Raw genomic sequence first — 18,415 nt, forward strand, 5'->3', positions numbered from 1 at the left:
TGCTTTATAGTGCAGCCATGCGGGCTTGCCGTGGCACCCTGGCACAGGCCTGTGGTCCAAGCCCCTGAACCGTCGTGACTGATTAAGGACAAAGCCATGCTGGACTGGAAAAACCGCGAGGCCCAAGCCGAGCCCCGTGAGCGCGTCGATGGCCGTGGCGCCGCCGCCCGTAGCTACCTTGGCGGCCTCTGGAGCCGTGCATTGGGCACCCTCATCGGGTTGTACCTGCTGGTGTGTATCGGCCTGGGCTGGTACTGGAGCCAGGAGCCGGCCCTGTTCCCGGTGCAGCAGAACGCCCAGGCTGCAGCCGAGCGCGCTGGCCAGCAGATGGTGGTGGGCTACACCACCGTCGAAACCCTCAAGACCGTGGCTGGCACCTTGTTGAACAAGCCGGGTGGCTACATTTCCAACGACCGCTTCCCGCCAGGGTTGTGGATGGACAACATGCCCAGCTGGGAGTACGGCGTGCTGGTCCAGGTGCGCGATCTGTCCCGTGCCCTGCGCAAGGACTTCGCCCGCTCGCAATCGCAGTCCACCGAAGACGCCGACCTGGCCAAGGCCGAGCCGCGCTTCAACTTCGACAACAAGAGCTGGATCCTGCCGTCGAGCGAATCGGAGTTCGAAGAGGGCATCAAGTCGCTGAGCCGCTACCAGACCCGTCTGGCGGCTGGCGACAAGGGCGCGATCTTCTATACCCGTGCCGACAACCTGAACAATTGGCTGGGTGACGTGGCCACCCGCCTGGGCTCGCTGTCGCAGCGCCTGTCGGCCAGCGTTGGCCGGGTCAAGCTCAACACCACGCTGAAGACCGAGTCGGTGGTTGCCGGCCAGGCGCCGCAGGTGGATGAAGAACTGGTGGAAACCCCGTGGTTGCAGATCGACAACGTGTTCTACGAAGCCCGTGGCCAGGCCTGGGCACTGTCGCACCTGCTGCGCGCGATCGAGGTGGACTTCGCCGACGTGCTGGCGAAGAAGAACGCCACGGTCAGCGTGCGGCAGATCATCCGTGAGCTGGAAGCCTCGCAGGAAGCCTTGTGGAGCCCGATGGTGCTCAATGGCAGCGGCTTTGGCATGTGGGCCAACCACTCGCTGGTCATGGCCAACTACATTTCCCGGGCCAACGCCGCAGTGATCGACCTGCGTCAGCTGCTGTCGCAGGGTTGAAGATGGCTATCAGCCCTGACGAGGCCGCCCACCGGGCGGCTTCCGACCGCGAGCTGGTCACCTGGGTGGACGAAGCCGACCAGGTCCTGGGGGCCTTGCCACGCGCCGAGCTGCGCCAGCGCGGCCTGATCGGGCGGTGCACGTTCATCCTGCTGTTCAACAGCGCCGGTGAGCTGTGCGTGCACCGGCGCACCCTGAGCAAGGCGCTGTACCCGGGCTACTGGGATGTGGCGGCAGGCGGCATGGTCACCGCCGGGGAGGCCTATGCCGATTCGGCGGCGCGCGAGCTGGCCGAGGAGTTGGGCATCGACGGTGTCGAGTTGCGCTTCCACGAGCGCTTCTACTTCGATCAGCCGGATAACCGCTTGTGGTGTGCGGTGTATTCGGCGGTGTCGGATGCGCCGTTGCGGCTGCAGCCGGAGGAAGTCATCGAGGCGCGCTTCATTGGCCTGGAGCAGGTCGAGCAGGAGCGCCTGGCAAAGCCGTATTGCCCGGACTCGTTGGCGGCATTGCAGCGCTATAAAGCCAGCCTCGAATAGGGCTGGGAGCCATGCCGGCCCCTTCGCGGGTAACCTGCACCCACAGATACCGCGAAGGCCTCCTGGCCTGTGAAATCCCGCTGGCAGCAGGTGTACCCGCGCGGGGTCGCAAAACTTTCGCAAAATGCCGCAATCCGGTACTTAGCAACAGCCGCATTTATCGTTAAACTGCGCGCCCTTTTCGGGCTGCCGCGGTTCTTGTGGCAGTAGCGCCGCCCCTGCCAGAGTGGGGCTTCGCGGTCGGCTCCCGCCGACCAGTTTTTGTCCTCAGCCCAGAGGAACAAAAGTGGCCAAGAAAGCTTCGTCCTTCGCCGCCCTTGGCGGTCTTGTTTACTCCACCGACGCTGGTCGGCACTGTCCCGACTGCAGCCAGCCGGTGGATGCCTGTACCTGCAAGCAGCAAACCATTCCCGAAGGTGATGGCATTGCCCGTGTGCGCCGCGAAAGCAAGGGCCGCGGCGGCAAGACCGTGACCACCGTCAGCGGTGTGCCGCTGCCGCTCGAACAGCTCAAGGAGCTGGCCTCCACCCTCAAGCGCCGCTGCGGTACCGGTGGCGCCCTGAAAGATGGGGTCATTGAAATCCAGGGCGACCATGTCGAGCTGTTGATCGGCGAGCTGATCAAGCAGGGTTTCAAGGCGAAAAAGTCCGGCGGCTGATGCGGCCACGCGATTTTTTGCCCAGTGCTTTCTAAACTCGTTGCCGTGACCAGGGTCTACCCTGGGCACGGACGAATCGTCATTTTTGGCTTTTACACTGCGCCCGCCTCCTTGCGGGGCAGTGTCTTCGACTTATCTATAGGGGACTTGAATGTCCGTACGACGCACACGCAAAGACGATGGTAGCCAATGGACCGTGGCCGACAGCCGCAGTGTTTATGGCATCCGCCATTGGGGCGCTGGTTATTTCGCCATCAATGAAGCCGGGCGCGTCGAAGTGCGCCCCAACGGCCCGCAAAGCGCACCGATCGACCTGTTCGAACAGGTCGACGAACTGCGCCAGAGCGGCCTGTCGCTGCCATTGCTGGTGCGCTTCCCCGACATTCTGCAGGACCGCGTGCGCCAGCTGACCGGCGCCTTCGATGCCAACATCGCGCGCCTGGAATACCAGAGCCAGTACACCGCGCTGTACCCGATCAAGGTCAACCAGCAGGAAGCGGTGGTGGAAAACATCATCGCCACGCAAAACGTTTCCATCGGCCTGGAAGCCGGCTCCAAGCCCGAGCTGCTGGCAGTGCTGGCGCTGGCGCCGAAAGGCGGCACCATCGTCTGCAACGGCTACAAGGACCGCGAGTTCATCCGCCTGGCGCTGATGGGCCAGAAGCTCGGCCACAATGTGTTCATCGTCATCGAGAAAGAGTCGGAAGTGGCGCTGGTGATCGATGAAGCCGCCGAGCTCAAGGTCAAGCCGCAGGTAGGCCTGCGCGTGCGCCTGTCGTCGCTGGCCTCGAGCAAGTGGGCCGACACCGGTGGCGAGAAGTCCAAGTTCGGTTTGTCGGCTGCCCAGCTGATTTCGGTGGTGCAGCGCTTCCGCGATGCCGGCCTGGACCAGGGCATTCGCCTGCTGCATTTCCACATGGGTTCGCAGATCGCCAACCTGGCCGACTACCAGCATGGTTTCAAGGAAGCCATCCGGTACTACGGCGAGCTGCGCGCGCTGGGCCTGCCGGTGGACCATATCGACGTCGGTGGTGGCCTGGGCGTGGACTACGACGGTACCCACTCGCGCAATGCCAGCTCGATCAACTACGACATGGACGACTATGCCGGCGTGGTCGTCGGCATGCTCAAGGAGTTCTGCGATGCACAGGGCCTGCCGCACCCGCACATCTTCTCGGAGAGTGGCCGCTCGCTGACCGCGCATCACGCCATGCTGGTCATCCAGGTAACGGATGTCGAGAAACACAACGACGACGTGCCGACCATCGAAAACAAGGAATCCCTGCCCGAGACCGTGCAGTGGCTGGTCGACCTGCTCGGCCCGACCGACATCGAGATGGTGACCGAGACTTACTGGCGCGCCACCCATTACATGGGTGACGTGGCCGCGCAGTACGCCGACGGCAAGATCAGCCTGGCCGAAAAGGCCTTGGCCGAGCAGTGCTATTTCGCCGTGTGCCGGCGCCTGCACAACTCGCTGAAAGCCCGCCAGCGCTCGCACCGCCAGGTGCTGGACGAGCTCAACGACAAGCTGGCCGACAAGTACATCTGCAACTTCTCGGTGTTCCAGAGCCTGCCGGACACCTGGGCCATCGGCCAGGTACTGCCGATCATCCCGCTGCACCGCCTGGACGAGGAGCCGATGCGCCGGGCCGTGCTGCAGGACCTGACCTGCGACTCGGACGGCAAGATCAACCAGTACGTCGACGAGCAGAGCATCGAGACCAGCATGCCAGTGCATGCGGTGAAGGAAGGTGAGGACTACCTGCTGGGCGTGTTCCTGGTGGGTGCCTACCAGGAAATCCTCGGTGACATGCACAACCTGTTCGGTGACACCGACTCGGTGAACATCTACCAGAACGCCGACGGCAGCGTGTACCACGCCGGTATCGAGACCCATGACACCATCGAGGACATGCTGCGCTACGTGCACCTGTCGCCGGAGGAGTTGATGACTCATTACCGTGACAAGGTGGCCAGTGCCAGGATCAGCGCGCGTGAGCGGACCCAGTATCTGGATGCCTTGCGCCTGGGGTTGACCCGGTCTTCGTACCTGTCGTCCTGAGCCCAGGGGGCCGCTTTGCGGCCAATCGCGAAACAAGGCCGCTCCATGAGATAGCGGTTACAAATGGAGACAGGGTGATGCGGCCTGTCGTAGGAGCGGCCTTGTGTCGCGATCTGAGGGCGTAGCCCTCACCGCGTCATACCCGGTAATGGTTCGCTGGCGATGGCCTTCATCGCCACGGCTACCTTTGAATGCAATGTTCAAGGGAGTTCGACATGGATCGTCACGGTAACCATCGATTACGCCAAGGGCGCTTCTCAGAGCCAGGCCGGCTCTATCTGCTGACCACGATTACTCGCCAGCGGCTACCTCTGTTCCGAAACCTCTGGTTCGCACGTGCGGCCATCCAGCAATTACGTCTGAGTCACCATGAAGGTAGTTGCCGCTCATTAGCGTGGGTTCTGATGCCAGACCATCTGCATTGGCTGGTCGAGCTTGGGCCGAGCAGCCTGGGCAAACTCATGTGCGGCTTCAAGTCGCGTAGCAGTTGTGCGCTTTACCGCAGAGGCGCTGAGCGACGGCATATCTGGCAGCCTGGCTTTCATGACCGGGCTCTGCGCAGGGAGGAAGATGTGAAAGCCGCTGCTCGATACATCATTGCTAATCCCATTCGGGCTGGGTTGGTGCGGCGGGCTGGCGATTATCCACATTGGGATTGTGTGTGGCTGTGAGCCTGCAGGTGAGGGCTTCGCCCTCATTTCGCGACACAAGGCCGCTCCTACAGATGACCGCGATACCACGCCGCCCCGCGAACCTTTGTAGGAGCGGCCTTGTGTCGCGATGGGCCGCAAAGCGGCCTCGGCGTCACTGAGCCCAAAGGCCCTTTTCCTGCAACCGCCACCCCACCCACCCCAGGGTGATCGCCCGCAACCCCATGAACCCGAGGAACGCCAACCACAATCCATGGTTGCCAAACCCGCTCATGCCCACCCCAAAGGGCAGCGCAATCAGCACCGACAGCAACATCGCATTACGCATCTCCCGCGCCCGGGTGGCGCCGATGAATAGCCCGTCGAGCAAGTAACTCCACACCGCAATTAATGGCAGCAGCGCCAGATACGGCAGGTACGGATAAGCCGCCGCCCGCACGCTATCAATATTGGTCTGCAGGTCGATGAACAGGTGCCCGCCCAGCAGGAACACACCGGCAAACCCCAGGCTGATGATCAACGACCAACCACAGGCCACGACCAGCGAGCGGCGCAAGGTATCCCGGTCCCGTGCACCGATGGCATGTCCGCACAGCGCCTCCACGGCGTGCGCCAGGCCATCGAGGGCGTAAGCGGTGAGCAGCAGCCCGTTAAGCAGCAGGGCATTGGCCGCCACCGTGGCTTCACCCAGGCGCGCACCCTGCACGGTGATCAGCAGAAACACCAGCTGCAGCGCCAGGCTGCGCAGAAAGATGTCGCGGTTCACCGCCAGCAGCGGGCGCCAGGCCTGCCAGCGTTTGAGCGTTGACCACACGATCTGCCCCGGGTAGGCGCGCAGGGCCGGGCGGGTCAGGGCAAGGCCGAGCAACGCGGCGCTCCATTCGGCGATCACCGAGGCCCGTGCCGAGCCCAGCACGCCCCAGTTCAGGCCCAGCACGAACCACAGGTTGAGAGCGATGTTCAGCAGGTTGGTGGTCAGCAGAATCGCTAGCGGCGCCCGCGCGTTCTGGGTGCCGAGGAACCAGCCGACCAGCGCATAACTGGCCAGCGCTGCCGGCAGGCCGAGCAAGCGGGTGTGGAAGAAGTCTTCGGTGGATTGCTGCAACGCCTCGCTTGGCTGCATGGCGTGCAGCGCCAGCTGGCTGAAGGGCAGGGCGAGCAGGCCGATCAGCAGGGCAAAGGCCACCGCCAGTAGCAGGCCCTGCACCAGCACCTGGCGCAGCGCCGCGCCGTCGGCACGCCCGGCGGCCTGGGCGGCGAAGCCGGTGGAACCCATGCGCAGGAACCCCATCAGGCCGACCATGAAGGTGAACAGCGTGGCGCCTACGGCCACAGCGCCGAGCTGGTGAGCATGGGGCAGGTGGCCGATGACCGTGCTGTCGACCAGCGCTACCAGCGGGACGGAGACATTGGACAGGATCATCGGCGCAGCCAGTGCCCAGACCTTGTGATGGGTGGGACGATGGCGCCAATCGGTGCTCAGTTGCGACATTGGAGTCCTTGTTCAATCAGGGGCCGCTGCGACGAATGGCCACAGTGTAACGGTCGGGCCAGTCATTCGCGCGATCCGGGTCACAGCTCACGCGTGACACCGGGTATTGCGCTTGCGTTTGCGCTATAGTTGCTGCCCTCACGTACACCCTGCCAAAGAGTTTCTACTCCATGTTCAACAAAGGATTGTTGCTGGCCTGTGCGCTGGCCTTGCTCAGTGCCTGTGACTCTTCGACACCGGACAAACCTGCACCGGCCGAAAAACCGGCGGCCAGCGCACCCGCCGCTGCCCCGGCAGCCCAGCGCGAAGACCCAGCCATGCTCGCCAAGCGCTACGAGGGCCGCGAGCTCACGGTGCTGGATGTTTCCGAAGTGCAGCTCGATGGCGCTGCCACACTGTCGATCAGTTTCTCCGCACCGCTGGATGCCAAGCAGGACTTGGCCACCAAGGTGCACCTGGTCGATACCGTCAAAGGCAAGCTCGACGGCGCCTGGGAACTCTCCGATAACCAGATGGAGCTGCGCCTGCGTCACCTCGAGCCGCAGCGCAAGCTGGTGCTGACCGTCGACAAAGGCCTGCTGGCCGTCAACGGCAAGCAACTGGAAGAAGAGTCGATCACCCGCCTGGAAACCCGCGACATGCAGCCGACCATCGGCTTCGCCAGCCGCGGTTCGCTGCTGCCGACCCGCCTGGCCGAAGGCCTGCCGGTGATCGCCCTGAATGTCGACAAGGTCGATGTCGAGTTCTTCCGGGTAAAACCGGAAATGCTCTCGACCTTCCTCGCCAACTGGGGACGCAACAGCAGCCTGTACTACTACCAGTCCAAGGAAACCCTGGACATGGCCGAACTGGTCTACAGCGGCCGCTTCGACCTCAACCCCGCGCGTAACACCCGCGAGACCGTGCTGCTGCCGATCGCCGGCATCAAGCCGCTGCAGGAGCCAGGCGTGTACCTGGCGGTGATGCGTGCCTCGGGGACCTACGACTACTCGCAACCGGCGACGTTGTTCACCCTCAGCGATATCGGCGTATCCGCGCACCGTTACCGCGACCGCCTCGATGTATTCGCCCAGGCCCTGGAAGGCGGCAAGGCGATGAGCGGGGTCAACCTGGAAATCCACGACGACAAGGGCAAGCTGCTGGCCCAGGCCAGCACCGATGGCGATGGCCATGCCCAACTGCCGATCACGCCCAAGGCCGACACCCTGATCGCCACCCAGGGCGTGCACACCACCCTGCTGCGCCTGAACAGCGCAGCGCTGGACCTGGCCGAGTTCGATATCACCGGGCCCCAGGCCAACCCGCTGCAGTTCTTCATCTTCGGCCCGCGCGACCTGTACCGCCCAGGCGAAACCGTGCTGCTCAACGGCTTGCTTCGCGACCAGGACGGCAAGCCGGTCAAAGCCCAGCCAGTCAGCGTGGAAGTGCGCCGACCCGATGAACAGGTCAGCCGCAAGTTCGTCTGGGAGGCCGACAGCAATGGCCTTTACCAGTACCAGCTGCAACTGGCTACCGAGGCCCCGACCGGCCGCTGGCAACTGCTGCTGGACCTCGGCGGCGGGCGCAAGCAGGTGTATGAATTCCTTGTCGAAGACTTCCTGCCCGAGCGCCTGGCGCTGGAGCTCAAGGGCAGCAGCACCCCGCTGTCGCCTGACGAGAATGCGCGCATCCGGGTCAATGGCCGTTACCTCTACGGCGCCCCGGCAGCCGGCAATCGCCTGAGCGGCCAGGCCTATGTCCGCCCGCTGCGCGAGGCGGTCCCCGCGCTGCCCGGCTACCAGTTCGGTTCGGTCACCGAAACCGAGCTGAACCAGGACCTGGAGCTGGACGAAGTGACCCTCGACCAGGCCGGCAAGGCCGTGGTCGAAATCGAGAGCCGTTGGGCTGAAGCCCGTTCGCCGCTGCAACTGACCGTGCAGGCCAGCCTGCAGGAATCCGGCGGCCGGCCAATCACCCGGCGCCTGGAACAACCCATCTGGCCGGCCGAGCGCCTGCCGGGCCTGCGCGGCCTGTTCGACGGTGAGGAAACCGACAGCGACGCGCCGGTGGAATTCGAGTTCCTGGTGGCCGACCGCGACGGCAACAAGCTGGCCGCCGAAGACCTCAAGGTGCGCTTGATCCGCGAGCGCCGCGACTATTACTGGAACTACTCGCAGAGCGATGGCTGGAGCTACGCCTACAACGAGAAGTTCCTCACCCAGAGCGAGGAGACTATCAGCGTCAAGGCCGGCTCCACCGCCAAGCTGAGCTTCCCGGTTGAATGGGGCCCGTACCGCGTCGAGGTGGAAGACCCGCAGACCGGCCTGGTGTCCAGCGAGCGCTTCTGGGCCGGCTACCGTGCCCAGGACAACGCCGAAGGCGGCGCGGTGCGCCCGGACCAGGTCAAGCTGGCGCTGGACAAGCCATCCTATGCCGACGGCGCTACCGCCAAGGTCACCGTTACCCCACCGGCGGCCGGCAGCGGCTACCTGATGATCGAATCCAGCGACGGCCCGCTGTGGTGGCAGGAGATCGACGTGCCCGCTGAAGGCAAGACCTTCGATGTGGAGCTGGACGAGAAGTGGGCCCGCCATGACCTGTACATCAGCGCACTGGTGATCCGCCCCGGTGAGCGCAAGGCCAATGCCACGCCGAAACGCGCGGTGGGCGTGCTGCACCTGCCGCTGGACCGTGCCGAGCGCAAGCTGGCGGTGAGCCTGCAGGCACCGGAAAAGATGCGCCCGAAACAGCCGCTGACGGTCAAGGTCAAGGCCGCCAATGCCGATGGCAGTATCCCCAAGCAGGTGCATGTGCTGTTGTCGGCGGTGGACGTCGGTATCCTCAACATCACCGACTTCAAAACCCCCGACCCGTTCGCCAGCCTGTTCGGGCGCAAGGCCTATGGTGCCGACCAGCTGGATATCTACGGCCAGCTGATCGAAGCCGGCCAGGGCCGCCTGGCCAGCCTGGCGTTCGGCGGTGACGCGGCGATGGCCAAGGGTGGCAAGCGCCCCAACACCACCGTGACCATCGTTGCCCAGCAGAGCCTGCCGGTGACCCTGGACGCCAAGGGCGAGGGCCAGGCCACGGTCGATATCCCCGATTTCAACGGCGAACTGCGGTTGATGGCCCAGGCCTGGACCGATGAGCACTTCGGCATGGCCGAAGGCAAGACGGTAGTCGCCGCGCCACTGATTGCCGAGCTGTCGGCGCCGCGCTTCCTCGCCGGTGGCGACCGCACCAGCCTGGCGCTGGACCTGGCCAACCTGTCCGGCCGCGCCCAGCAGCTGAACGTTGAAATCAGCACCGAAGGCCAGCTGAGCCTGGCGGCCAGCGCCCAGCAGAACGTCAACCTGGCCGAGGGCCAGCGTTCGACGCTGATGATCCCGGTACAGGCCCAGGGTGGCCTGGGCCAGGGCAAGGTGCATGTGCGGGTCACCGGCCTGCAGCTACCGAACGAGCCGAGCAGAGCGTTCGAACGTGAGTGGACGCTGGGCGTGCGCCCGGCGTACCCGGCAATGCTCAAGCATTACCGTGTGGCCTTGAAGGATCAGCCGTGGACCCTGCCTGAAGCAGACCTGGCCGCCTTCGAACCTGCCGGCCTGGAAGCCACCCTGGCCTTGTCGAGCCGGCCGCCGCTGAACCTGGGCGAGCAGATCCGCGCCCTGGAGGCCTACCCCTACGGATGTCTGGAGCAGACCACCAGTGGCCTGTACCCGTCGCTGTACGCCGATGCCGACAGCCTCAAGCGCCTGGGCATCAAGGGCGAACCGGCGGATGTGCGCAAGCGCAAGATCGAAATGGGCATCGAGCACCTGCTGGGCATGCAGCGCTACAACGGCAGCTTCGGCCTGTGGAGCTCGGACAGCGAAGAAGAGTACTGGCTGACCGCCTATGTCACCGACTTCCTGCTGCGGGCCCGTGACCAGGGCTACGGCGTGCCGGCCGAAGCACTGAAGAAGGCCAGCGAGCGCCTGCTGCGTTATGTGCAGGAGCGCAACCTGATCGAAGTCGACTACAGCGACAACGCCGAGCACACCCGCTTTGCCGTACAGGCCTACGCCGCATTGGTGTTGGCGCGCAGCCAGCAGGCACCGTTGGGCGCCCTGCGTGGCCTGTTCGAACGCCGCGCCGACGCCCGTTCCGGCCTGCCACTGGTGCAGCTGGCGGTGGCACTGGACAAGATGGGCGACAAGCCACGCGCCAACCAAGCCTTGCAGGCTGGCCTGGCCATCAGCCGCAGCAAAGGCTGGATGGCTGATTACGGCAGTTCGCTGCGAGACCAGGCGCTGATCCTGGCACTGCTGCAGGAGAACGACATGGCCAGCAGCAAGGTCGACCAGCGCCTGTTCGCCTTGTCGGACGAGCTGGCAGCCAACCGCTGGTTGTCGACCCAGGAACGCAATGCGCTGTTCCTGGCTGGCCGTGGCCTGCTGGGCAAGCCGGAAGGCCAGTGGCAGGCACGCCTGGACAGCGCCGGTGACGTGCGTGAGTTCAACAATGCCGAGTCCGGCATGAAGCTGGAAGGCCCACTGCTGGCCTCGCCGCTGAGTGTGCAGAACCAGGGCAGCGAGACGCTGTACCAGCAGCTGACCTTGTCGGGTTACCCACGCCAGGCACAGCCAGCGGGTGGCAACGGCATGCAGATCCGCCGTGAGTACCTGGGCATGAATGGCCAGCCGCTGGACCTGCACAGCCTGCGCAGTGGCGACCTGGTGCTGGTGCACCTGGCGCTCAAGGCGGAAAACCCGGTGCCGGACGCATTGGTAGTGGATCTGCTGCCGGCGGGCCTGGAGCTGGAAAACCAGAACCTGGCACAAAGTGCCGCCAGCCTGGACAACGCCAGCAGCGCGGTGAAGGAATGGCGCGATTCCATGCAGAACGCCAGCCTGGTGCACCAGGAGTACCGTGACGACCGTTACGTCGCCGCGCTCAAGCTCGACGGCTACGGCACTACCCACCTGCTGTACCTGGCGCGGGCGGTAACCCCGGGCACCTACCGTGTGCCAGCGCCGCAGGTCGAGTCGATGTACCGGCCCAACCTGCAGGCCGTGGGCGATGGGCAAGGGGAAATGACCGTCAGAGCCCGCTAGGGCGATGCGGTCTGGTATAGGAGCGGCCTTGTGCCGCGAAAGGGCCGCAACGCGGCCCCATTGCCTGTGTACGCGGAACGGCGGGTAGACCGCGTCGCCAGGTTTTGCCGCCGCTGCGCGCCCGATCGCGACGCAAGGCCGCTCCTACACGATGGCTGCATCAGTCAGTGAATCACCCAGCTCATCACCCACAACCCCAGCATCAGCCAGATGATCCCGAGGATGATCGAGGCGCGCATGAACGCACGGATGGCCGAGTACAGCAGCATCAGCCCGATGATCAGGGCCAGGATGCTGAGCAATGAGGTGTCCATGCCCAAGGTGCGTGCCAGGCCATCGATGAAATTGCCACCGGCGTTGGCCAGCAGATTGAACAACCCGCTGAATATGTCGACGATGAAGCGGATCAACGAGCCCAGTGCCTGGCCCAGCCACTCGAAAAAACCTTCTACATGCATAGTTGCTTCCTGATGAACGAATCGGCGAGGTTACCGTTCCCCAGCCTTTGGCCATCACCTGGCCAGGTCGGTTCCCGATGCCAAGCTTAACGCGGCTGCGTAGCCGTGCGCGCCGGCTGTTGCGCATTGCCGTGCCTGGCATGCTGGTGGTGCTCGGTCTGTTGTGGCTGGCCGACCGCCTGTGGCCGCTGCCGATGCCTGGCGATGACCTGGCGCGGGTGGTGCTGGCCGAGGACGGCACGCCGTTGTGGCGCTTTGCCGATGCCGATGGCGTGTGGCGATACCCGGTCAGCCCCGACGAGGTTTCGCCGTTGTACCTGCAGGCGCTGCTGACCTACGAGGACCGCTGGTTCTACCGCCACCCAGGGGTCAACCCACTGGCCCTGGCCCGCGCCGCCTGGCTCAACCTGCGCGGCGGGCGGGTGGTGTCGGGCGGCAGTACGCTGTCGATGCAGGTGGCACGCCTGCTCGACCCGCATGACCGCACCCTGGCCGGCAAGCTGCGGCAGTTATGGCGCACCGCGCAGCTGGAGTGGCATCTGTCGAAACGCGAGATCCTGCAGATCTACCTGGACCGGGCGCCCTTCGGTGGCACCCTGCAGGGCGTTGCCGCTGCCAGCTGGGCCTACCTGGGCAAGTCGCCCATGCACCTGACCCCGGCCGAAGCGGCGCTGCTGGCGGTGCTGCCGCAGGCACCCAGCCGGCTGCGCCCCGACCGCCACCCCGAACGCGCCCAGCGCGCCCGTGACAAGGTGCTGCAACGCCTGGCCGAATACCAGGTATGGCCGGAGCGGCAAATCCGCGAGGCAACCGAAGAGCCGCTGGTGCTGGCGCCACGCCAGGAACCTGCCCTGGCGCCGCTGCTGGCGCGGCGCCTGAACAGCGCCGACAGCCCGCCGCTGATCCGCACCACGCTCGACGCCGCGTTGCAGCGGCGCCTCGAAGACCTGCTGCTGGGCTGGCGAGCACGGCTGCCGGAGCGGACCTCCGCCGCCATCCTGGTGGTCGAGGCGCAGACCATGGCGGTGCGCGCCTACCTGGGGTCGATCGACCTCGCCGACGAGCGCCGCTTCGGCCATGTCGACATGGTGCGCTCGCTGCGCTCGCCAGGTTCCACGCTCAAGCCGTTTCTCTACGGCATGGCCTTGGACGACGGCCTGATCCATTCCGAGTCGTTGCTGCAGGACGTACCGCGGCGCTATGGCGACTACCGCCCCGGCAACTTCTCCATGGGCTTCAGCGGGCCGGTGTCGGCCAGTTCGGCTTTGGCGCTTTCGCTCAACCTGCCGGCAGTGCAGTTGCTGGAAGCCTACGGCCCGAAACGCTTTGCCGCGCAGTTGCGCATGGCTGGCATGCCGCTGACCTTGCCGCCCCTGGCCGAGCCCAACCTGTCGTTGATCCTGGGCGGCGCGGGCAGCCGCCTGGAAGACCTGGTGGGTGGCTATGCGGCGCTGGCACGGGGTGGCAACAGTGCACGGGTGCGCCTGCAACCGCAGGACCCGTTGCTGGAACGCCGCCTGCTGTCGCCCGGGGCAGCCTGGATCATCCGGCGTATCCTCAGCGGGCAGGCGCGCCCCGACCGCGACCCGCATGCCGAGTTGGTGCAACGCCCGCAACTGGCCTGGAAGACTGGCACCAGTTACGGCTTTCGTGACGCCTGGTCGATTGGCGTGGGGCCACGCTACCTGATCGGTGTGTGGATCGGCCGCCCCGACGGTACGCCGGTGCCCGGGCAGTTCGGCCTGGCTTCGGCGGCGCCGCTGATGCTGCAGGTGCACGACCTGTTGAGCAACCGCGACAGCCAACGTGGCATCAGTGTGCCGGCCGAACGGGTACCGGCGAATGTTGGCGTGGCAGCGATCTGTTGGCCGCTGGGCCAGCCATTGCACAAGCAGGACCCGAATTGCCGGCGTCAGCGTTTCGCCTGGACGTTGGACGGCACTACACCGCCCACCCTGCAGGCGGCCGACCAGCCGCTCGGCCTGGGCCTGCGTGAAAGCGTGTGGGTCAACGACCAAGGGCTCCGCGTCGATGGTAGCTGCCCCGGCGCCAAAGCCCGCGACATCGCGTTGTGGCCGGCCCCGCTGGAGCCTTGGCTACCTCGTGTCGAGCGGCGGGCGGCGCGCCTGCCGGCCATCGACCCGGCGTGCCCGCCGCAGGTGCCGGCCAGTGCGCCGCCGCTATCGATCGTGGGCGTGCGCCCGGGCGACAACCTGCGTCGTCCGGCGACCAGCAGCGAGCCGTTGCAGCTGCATGTGTCAGCGCTGGGTGGCGGCGGCCGGCGTTGGTGGTTCCTCAACGGCCAGCCGTTGGGCGAGACCCAGGGGCAGGACAGCTTGCTGGTCCGCTTCCAGCAGGTCGGTCAGGCCGAAATCAGCGCGCTGGATGAAAGCGGCGAGACGGCGCGGGTGGCGTTCCAGATCAGCGAATAGCGGTTGCTTCAATGGCGGGTGAAGCGCTGCTGTATCGGCGATGAACTGGGCGTCAGCGCCAAGGCCAGTTGGGTGCGGTTGTGCATGTGGGTCAGGCGCAATACCTGTGACACATACAGCTTCACGGTATTTTCGGTAATGCCCAGCTCGCAGGCGATCTGGTAATTGGTCTTGCCGGTACTCACCAGCCGCGCCACTTCCAGCTGGCGCGGTGATAGCTTCTCGAACGCCGCAGGCAGCTCGCTTTCAGCGTCTTCGGCATCGTTGGCACGCCGATGCACACCTTGGCCGCGGGCTCTTTCCAGGTCCCGATACAGCTCGTCCACGGATTCGGCCAACTCCTGCAAACGTTGGTTCAGCCCGCCCAGGTCGCGGATATTGCGTTGGCGCTCCAGTACCACCTGTTCCTGCCGACGTACCCCTTCCAGCAGTTCATCGAGGTCCATGGGCTTCTGGTAGTAATCGGCAAAGCCTTCACGCAATGCGCGAATAACGTCCTGCTTCTCGGCACGCCCCGTCAGCAGGATGGCCTCGAAAATACGCTGGTCACCCAGTGCCTTCAACGCGCGGACCAGCTCGATACCATCTCGCCCGGGCATGCTCAGGTCACAGATGACCAGGCCGATGGCCTCGTCGGCCTGGTAACGGTCGATGGCTTCGTCAGTGCAATGGGCTGGCAGGCATTGATAACCCTGGGCCCCGAGGAACTCACAGAGTTGCTCGACGATTACGGCTTGGTCATCCACCACCAGGATTTTCACTTGGCTGAATGCTTTGGACACGATCGACTCCCTGTTCTTATGCGGTCCTGCTCCCGAGCCAGACGCTGTGGCAAGTAAAAATAGTCGCGGGGAGCGGTTTTGTACAAGTTATGTACAGGTATCGGACCAAGGGATCGTTCATTGGATCCATACAGCGGTCAAAAGAAAACCGCTGAGCACATAGGGGACGAATGCCTGCTTGTCGCCCATTTCCTCGGTAAGGGCCTGCAAACGCTTTTTCACCTTGGGGTTGAGCAAAGTCCACAGGCGTCGGCGGGTGACTAGCCACACCAGCACGCTGACGCCGGCGCCGATGAAGGTGCCGAGCACGTAGTGCGGGCTGGTGGCCAGGGCCAGGGCGCCCATCAGCTTGACATCATCGGCGCCGAAACGGCCGAGCATGTAACCGGGCAGGGTCAGCAACATGACGATGGCCAGTGCCCAGCCGGCATCGCTGGCATCGGCGCCGATCCAGCTGCGCCCGGTGGCGAACAGCCAGACCAGGGCGCAGGTCGCCACGCCCAGGGTCAGCAGGTTGGAGATCTGGCGTTGACGCACGTCCTGTTCGGAGCACAAGGCAAGCCACAGCAGGAGAACAATGCTTTGCATGGGCGGGGCGCCTTCCAAAGGTTGAACACATCTACCCGGTCAGTCAGGTTTCCTTAAGTGAAGATAGACCTGCAGGAACAGGCTTGCCCGCTCCTGCGGGACATCACTTCCGGCTGCCAGGCGGATAATTGCCCAGCACCTTGGCCACGGTGTTCTGGATTGCGCTGTTGCGTTCTTCCGGGCTTGGTGGGTAGTTGTTCATGATCTGCTCGGCACTGCCGCGCCATACCAGCTTGCCATCACGCCCGTCGAACAGGTCGATCTGAATGGTGGCGACCTTGTAGTCGACACTGCGGGTTTCGTTGTACATCGGGCCGCCCCAGTAGCCACCCCAGTAGCCGCCCCAGCCACCGCCGTAGTTGGTGGTGATCTGTTGCTGGCGCTGCTCGACGATCAGGTAGGTGCGCACGGTCAGGTCCGGCCGTGCGCCGCCCTGGGCCGGGCGCAGGCCGCGTTGGTCGAGCTGGTCGGCGACCGCCTGGCGAATGCGTTGTTCGGTCAGGTCGCTCTTGATCCGTGGGTCGTCCGGGCGGTATTGCAGGCCCGGTTCCTGCCAGGCCCAGCTGCGGTAGGCGGCAAAATCGCGGCTGGCGTCGAAATCCTGCTGGACGTTATTGCTGGAGCAGGCGGCCAGCAACAACGCGAATGACAGTAGAACGAGGCGGCGCAACATGATGGTTCTCCGTTAGGCACTAACTGGGAGGATAGCCGCTGAGCGCCTTGTATACCGAGTCGCGCACGGCACTTTCGCGTTCTCGCGGCGAGTCCCTGTCACTGCCGCTTTCGGCGCTGGCGCTCCACACCGGCTGGCCGCTGCGGGCGTCGTACAGGTCGATGCGGACCACCATCACCTGCACTTCGTAGGTACGTACGACAGGCACATTGGCATAGCCCCCATAACCATTGCGGTAGCCGCCATAGCCGATACCGCCGTAGGGGTAGGGGCCGTAATAGGGGTCGTAGGTGTCGTAGTCACGCACTTGGCGCAAGCGCTTTTCCAGGCGTATGTCGGCGCTCACCAGCAGGTCGCCGGGGCCACTGTGGGCCGGGCGCAGACCATGCTGGTCGAGGGCACCGCTGACGGCATCGGCCAGTTGCGCCGGGGCGGTATTCGCCGAGCCGCTGGGCAACTGGCCGTTGCGCCAGCTCCAGCTGCGGTAGTGCCCGTAGTCTCGCGTGGGCGCCGGGTAGGCACTGGCATCGAAGGTGGTCGCCGCCTGGGCAGGGGCGGGGGGCAACGGGCGGCTGCTGGCCACGTACGGGTTGCTGCCCTGGCAGCCAGCCAGGGCAAGCGGCAGCAGCGCCAGGCACAACAGACGGTACGGCATGTAGTCCTCCGACGGATGAGTCAGCGGGGGCGGCAGACCCAGTGCAGGTAGCGGCCGAGCCCGGCGAAACTGGGGTGGCGACGGTAGGCCAGTTCCATTTCCAGCAGGTCGAGCAGCTCGGCCTTGCCTTGGAATTCCTTGGGCATGTAGTCATGGAACACGCGCACGCCACTTTCGCTTTCAACCTGCCACATAGGCTCAAGTTGCGCCCTGAGTTGGCGCGGATCAAGTGGTTTTTGTGGCGTGAGGCTCTGCTTTTCGCCTTCCAGCCGGTTGCTGCGCAACTTGCGGAAATGGCCCTTGAGCAGGTTGCGATAGACCAGTGCGTCACGGTTGTAGAAAGCCAGCGACAGCCACCCGGAAGGGGCGGTGAGCTGATGCAGCACAGGCAGGATGCTTTCCGGTTCGGCCAGCCATTCGAGCACAGCGTGGCACAGCACCAGGTCATAGCGTTCGGTGAGCTGGCCAAGCAGGTCTTGCCACGGGGCCTGGATGAAGGTGGCCGGCTGGCCCGCTTCGGCGAAGCGTGCCCGGGCGCCATCGAGCATCGGCGCGGCGGGCTCGGCCAGGGTCAGCTGGTGGCCACGTTGTGCCAGCCACAAGGCCATGTGGCCCAACCCGGCGCCAATATCGAGGATGCGCAGGGGGCGGTCGGGCAAGGCTTCGGCCAGGTCGGCCTGGAGCACGGCCAGGCGGATCGCGCCCTTGGCCCCGCCATAGATCTTCTCGGCAAAGCGGGTGGCCAGCTCATCGAAATGACGGTCGTTCATCGGGCGAAGCGCCTCTCGCTGTCGGCCAGCTTGGCCCGCACCACCTGGTCCATGTCCAGGCCAAGTTCGCTGCACAACAGCAGCAGGTAGAGCACTACGTCACCGATTTCCTGGCCGGCATGGGCCAGCTTGTCGGCGGGCAGCTGGCGCGATTGGTCTTCGCTCAGCCACTGGAAGATTTCCACCAGCTCGGCCATTTCGACGCTGGCGGCCATGGCCAGGTTCTTCGGGCTATGGAAGCCGCGCCAGTCGTTGTTGTCGCGGATTTGGTGCAGGCGTTGGGTGAGTTCTTGCAGGTTCATCGGGGTCTCCTAATGCTGCATAGCTTCAGCGCAGGCCCGATGCAAAGCAAGCGTGTTCCGCCACGGCAGGCGGGGTTCATGTAGGCGCGGCCTTGTGTCGCGATGGGGCGCGAAG

15 protein-coding genes are annotated in these 18,415 nt (G+C 64.9%); 7 read left to right on the forward strand and 8 right to left on the reverse strand.

Annotated elements, in window-relative coordinates; genetic code table 11:
* Positions 1-96: 96 nt before the first annotated feature.
* The 5 genes from HG549_RS03055 (at position 97) to HG549_RS03075 (ending at position 5,097) form a co-directional block, all read left to right on the forward strand.
* Positions 97-1,164, forward strand: a complete 1,068-nt coding sequence (locus HG549_RS03055) for a DUF2333 family protein (protein ID WP_170028100.1) — start codon at positions 97-99, stop codon at positions 1,162-1,164.
* Between the two features lie 2 nt (positions 1,165-1,166).
* Positions 1,167-1,703, forward strand: coding sequence for an NUDIX hydrolase (locus HG549_RS03060; RefSeq protein WP_170028101.1), 537 nt, complete (start codon positions 1,167-1,169; stop codon positions 1,701-1,703).
* 286 nt (positions 1,704-1,989) lie between these two features.
* Positions 1,990-2,361: a translation initiation factor Sui1 gene (locus tag HG549_RS03065; RefSeq protein WP_170028102.1), complete on the forward strand. Its 372-nt coding sequence runs from the start codon at positions 1,990-1,992 to the stop codon at positions 2,359-2,361.
* Positions 2,362-2,512: 151 nt separating this feature from the next.
* Positions 2,513-4,426, forward strand: a complete 1,914-nt coding sequence (speA, locus tag HG549_RS03070; RefSeq protein WP_170028103.1) for an arginine decarboxylase — start codon at positions 2,513-2,515, stop codon at positions 4,424-4,426.
* Positions 4,427-4,641: 215 nt separating this feature from the next.
* Positions 4,642-5,097, forward strand: coding sequence for a transposase (locus tag HG549_RS03075; protein WP_170028104.1), 456 nt, complete (start codon positions 4,642-4,644; stop codon positions 5,095-5,097).
* 133 nt (positions 5,098-5,230) lie between these two features.
* Here HG549_RS03075 and HG549_RS03080 read toward each other — a convergent pair whose 3' ends face one another.
* Positions 5,231-6,568, reverse strand: a complete 1,338-nt coding sequence (locus tag HG549_RS03080; RefSeq protein ID WP_170028105.1) for an MATE family efflux transporter — start codon at positions 6,566-6,568, stop codon at positions 5,231-5,233.
* Positions 6,569-6,738: 170 nt separating this feature from the next.
* On the opposite strand from HG549_RS03080, the gene HG549_RS03085 reads away from it, so the two are divergent.
* The gene (locus HG549_RS03085; RefSeq protein ID WP_170028106.1) at positions 6,739-11,640 is read left to right on the forward strand and encodes an alpha-2-macroglobulin; all 4,902 of its coding nucleotides are present in this window, start codon (positions 6,739-6,741) and stop codon (positions 11,638-11,640) included.
* Positions 11,641-11,804: 164 nt separating this feature from the next.
* Here the strand turns inward: HG549_RS03085 and HG549_RS03090 are convergent, their stop codons facing one another.
* Positions 11,805-12,098: a hypothetical protein gene (locus HG549_RS03090; RefSeq protein ID WP_170028107.1), complete on the reverse strand. Its 294-nt coding sequence runs from the start codon at positions 12,096-12,098 to the stop codon at positions 11,805-11,807.
* Positions 12,099-12,175: 77 nt separating this feature from the next.
* Between HG549_RS03090 and pbpC the strand changes: the two genes are divergently transcribed.
* Positions 12,176-14,530: a peptidoglycan glycosyltransferase PbpC gene (pbpC, locus tag HG549_RS03095; RefSeq protein ID WP_170028108.1), complete on the forward strand. Its 2,355-nt coding sequence runs from the start codon at positions 12,176-12,178 to the stop codon at positions 14,528-14,530.
* An 8-nt stretch (positions 14,531-14,538) separates the two neighbouring features.
* On the opposite strand, the gene HG549_RS03100 is transcribed toward pbpC, so the two are convergent.
* The 6 genes from HG549_RS03100 to HG549_RS03125 form a co-directional block, all read right to left on the reverse strand.
* The gene (locus HG549_RS03100) at positions 14,539-15,312 is read right to left on the reverse strand and encodes a response regulator transcription factor (protein ID WP_170028109.1); all 774 of its coding nucleotides are present in this window, start codon (positions 15,310-15,312) and stop codon (positions 14,539-14,541) included.
* 117 nt (positions 15,313-15,429) lie between these two features.
* A complete protein-coding gene (locus HG549_RS03105; RefSeq protein ID WP_170028110.1) occupies positions 15,430-15,900 on the reverse strand; it encodes a prepilin peptidase in 471 nt (156 codons plus the stop codon).
* 103 nt (positions 15,901-16,003) lie between these two features.
* Positions 16,004-16,573 (reverse strand): DUF4136 domain-containing protein, encoded by a 570-nt coding sequence (locus HG549_RS03110; protein WP_170028111.1) that lies wholly within the window; start codon positions 16,571-16,573, stop codon positions 16,004-16,006.
* Between the two features lie 19 nt (positions 16,574-16,592).
* The gene (locus HG549_RS03115; RefSeq protein WP_170028112.1) at positions 16,593-17,228 is read right to left on the reverse strand and encodes a DUF4136 domain-containing protein; all 636 of its coding nucleotides are present in this window, start codon (positions 17,226-17,228) and stop codon (positions 16,593-16,595) included.
* 20 nt (positions 17,229-17,248) lie between these two features.
* The gene (locus HG549_RS03120) at positions 17,249-17,998 is read right to left on the reverse strand and encodes a methyltransferase domain-containing protein (protein ID WP_170028113.1); all 750 of its coding nucleotides are present in this window, start codon (positions 17,996-17,998) and stop codon (positions 17,249-17,251) included.
* Positions 17,995-18,300, reverse strand: a complete 306-nt coding sequence (locus HG549_RS03125; RefSeq protein WP_013970728.1) for a MazG-like family protein — start codon at positions 18,298-18,300, stop codon at positions 17,995-17,997. Before HG549_RS03125 ends, HG549_RS03120 begins: the two co-directional genes overlap by 4 nt.
* Positions 18,301-18,415 lie beyond the last annotated feature (115 nt).

Source organism: Pseudomonas sp. SK, from assembly GCF_012975065.1.
Classification (GTDB): domain Bacteria; phylum Pseudomonadota; class Gammaproteobacteria; order Pseudomonadales; family Pseudomonadaceae; genus Aquipseudomonas; species Aquipseudomonas anuradhapurensis.

What these genes read in the sequence shown, in the direction of transcription:
- HG549_RS03055 (WP_170028100.1), top strand. Translation starts at nt 97, where the DNA reads ATGCTGGACTGGAAAAACCGCGAGGCCCAAGCCGAGCCCCGTGAGCGC.
- HG549_RS03060 (WP_170028101.1), top strand. Translation starts at nt 1,167, where the DNA reads ATGGCTATCAGCCCTGACGAGGCCGCCCACCGGGCGGCTTCCGACCGC.
- speA (WP_170028103.1), top strand. Translation starts at nt 2,513, where the DNA reads ATGTCCGTACGACGCACACGCAAAGACGATGGTAGCCAATGGACCGTG.
- HG549_RS03075 (WP_170028104.1), top strand. Translation starts at nt 4,642, where the DNA reads ATGGATCGTCACGGTAACCATCGATTACGCCAAGGGCGCTTCTCAGAG.
- HG549_RS03080 (WP_170028105.1), bottom strand. Translation starts at nt 6,568, where the DNA reads ATGTCGCAACTGAGCACCGATTGGCGCCATCGTCCCACCCATCACAAG.
- HG549_RS03085 (WP_170028106.1), top strand. Translation starts at nt 6,739, where the DNA reads ATGTTCAACAAAGGATTGTTGCTGGCCTGTGCGCTGGCCTTGCTCAGT.
- HG549_RS03090 (WP_170028107.1), bottom strand. Translation starts at nt 12,098, where the DNA reads ATGCATGTAGAAGGTTTTTTCGAGTGGCTGGGCCAGGCACTGGGCTCG.
- pbpC (WP_170028108.1), top strand. Translation starts at nt 12,176, where the DNA reads ATGCCAAGCTTAACGCGGCTGCGTAGCCGTGCGCGCCGGCTGTTGCGC.
- HG549_RS03105 (WP_170028110.1), bottom strand. Translation starts at nt 15,900, where the DNA reads ATGCAAAGCATTGTTCTCCTGCTGTGGCTTGCCTTGTGCTCCGAACAG.
- HG549_RS03110 (WP_170028111.1), bottom strand. Translation starts at nt 16,573, where the DNA reads ATGTTGCGCCGCCTCGTTCTACTGTCATTCGCGTTGTTGCTGGCCGCC.
- HG549_RS03115 (WP_170028112.1), bottom strand. Translation starts at nt 17,228, where the DNA reads ATGCCGTACCGTCTGTTGTGCCTGGCGCTGCTGCCGCTTGCCCTGGCT.
- HG549_RS03120 (WP_170028113.1), bottom strand. Translation starts at nt 17,998, where the DNA reads ATGAACGACCGTCATTTCGATGAGCTGGCCACCCGCTTTGCCGAGAAG.
- HG549_RS03125 (WP_013970728.1), bottom strand. Translation starts at nt 18,300, where the DNA reads ATGAACCTGCAAGAACTCACCCAACGCCTGCACCAAATCCGCGACAAC.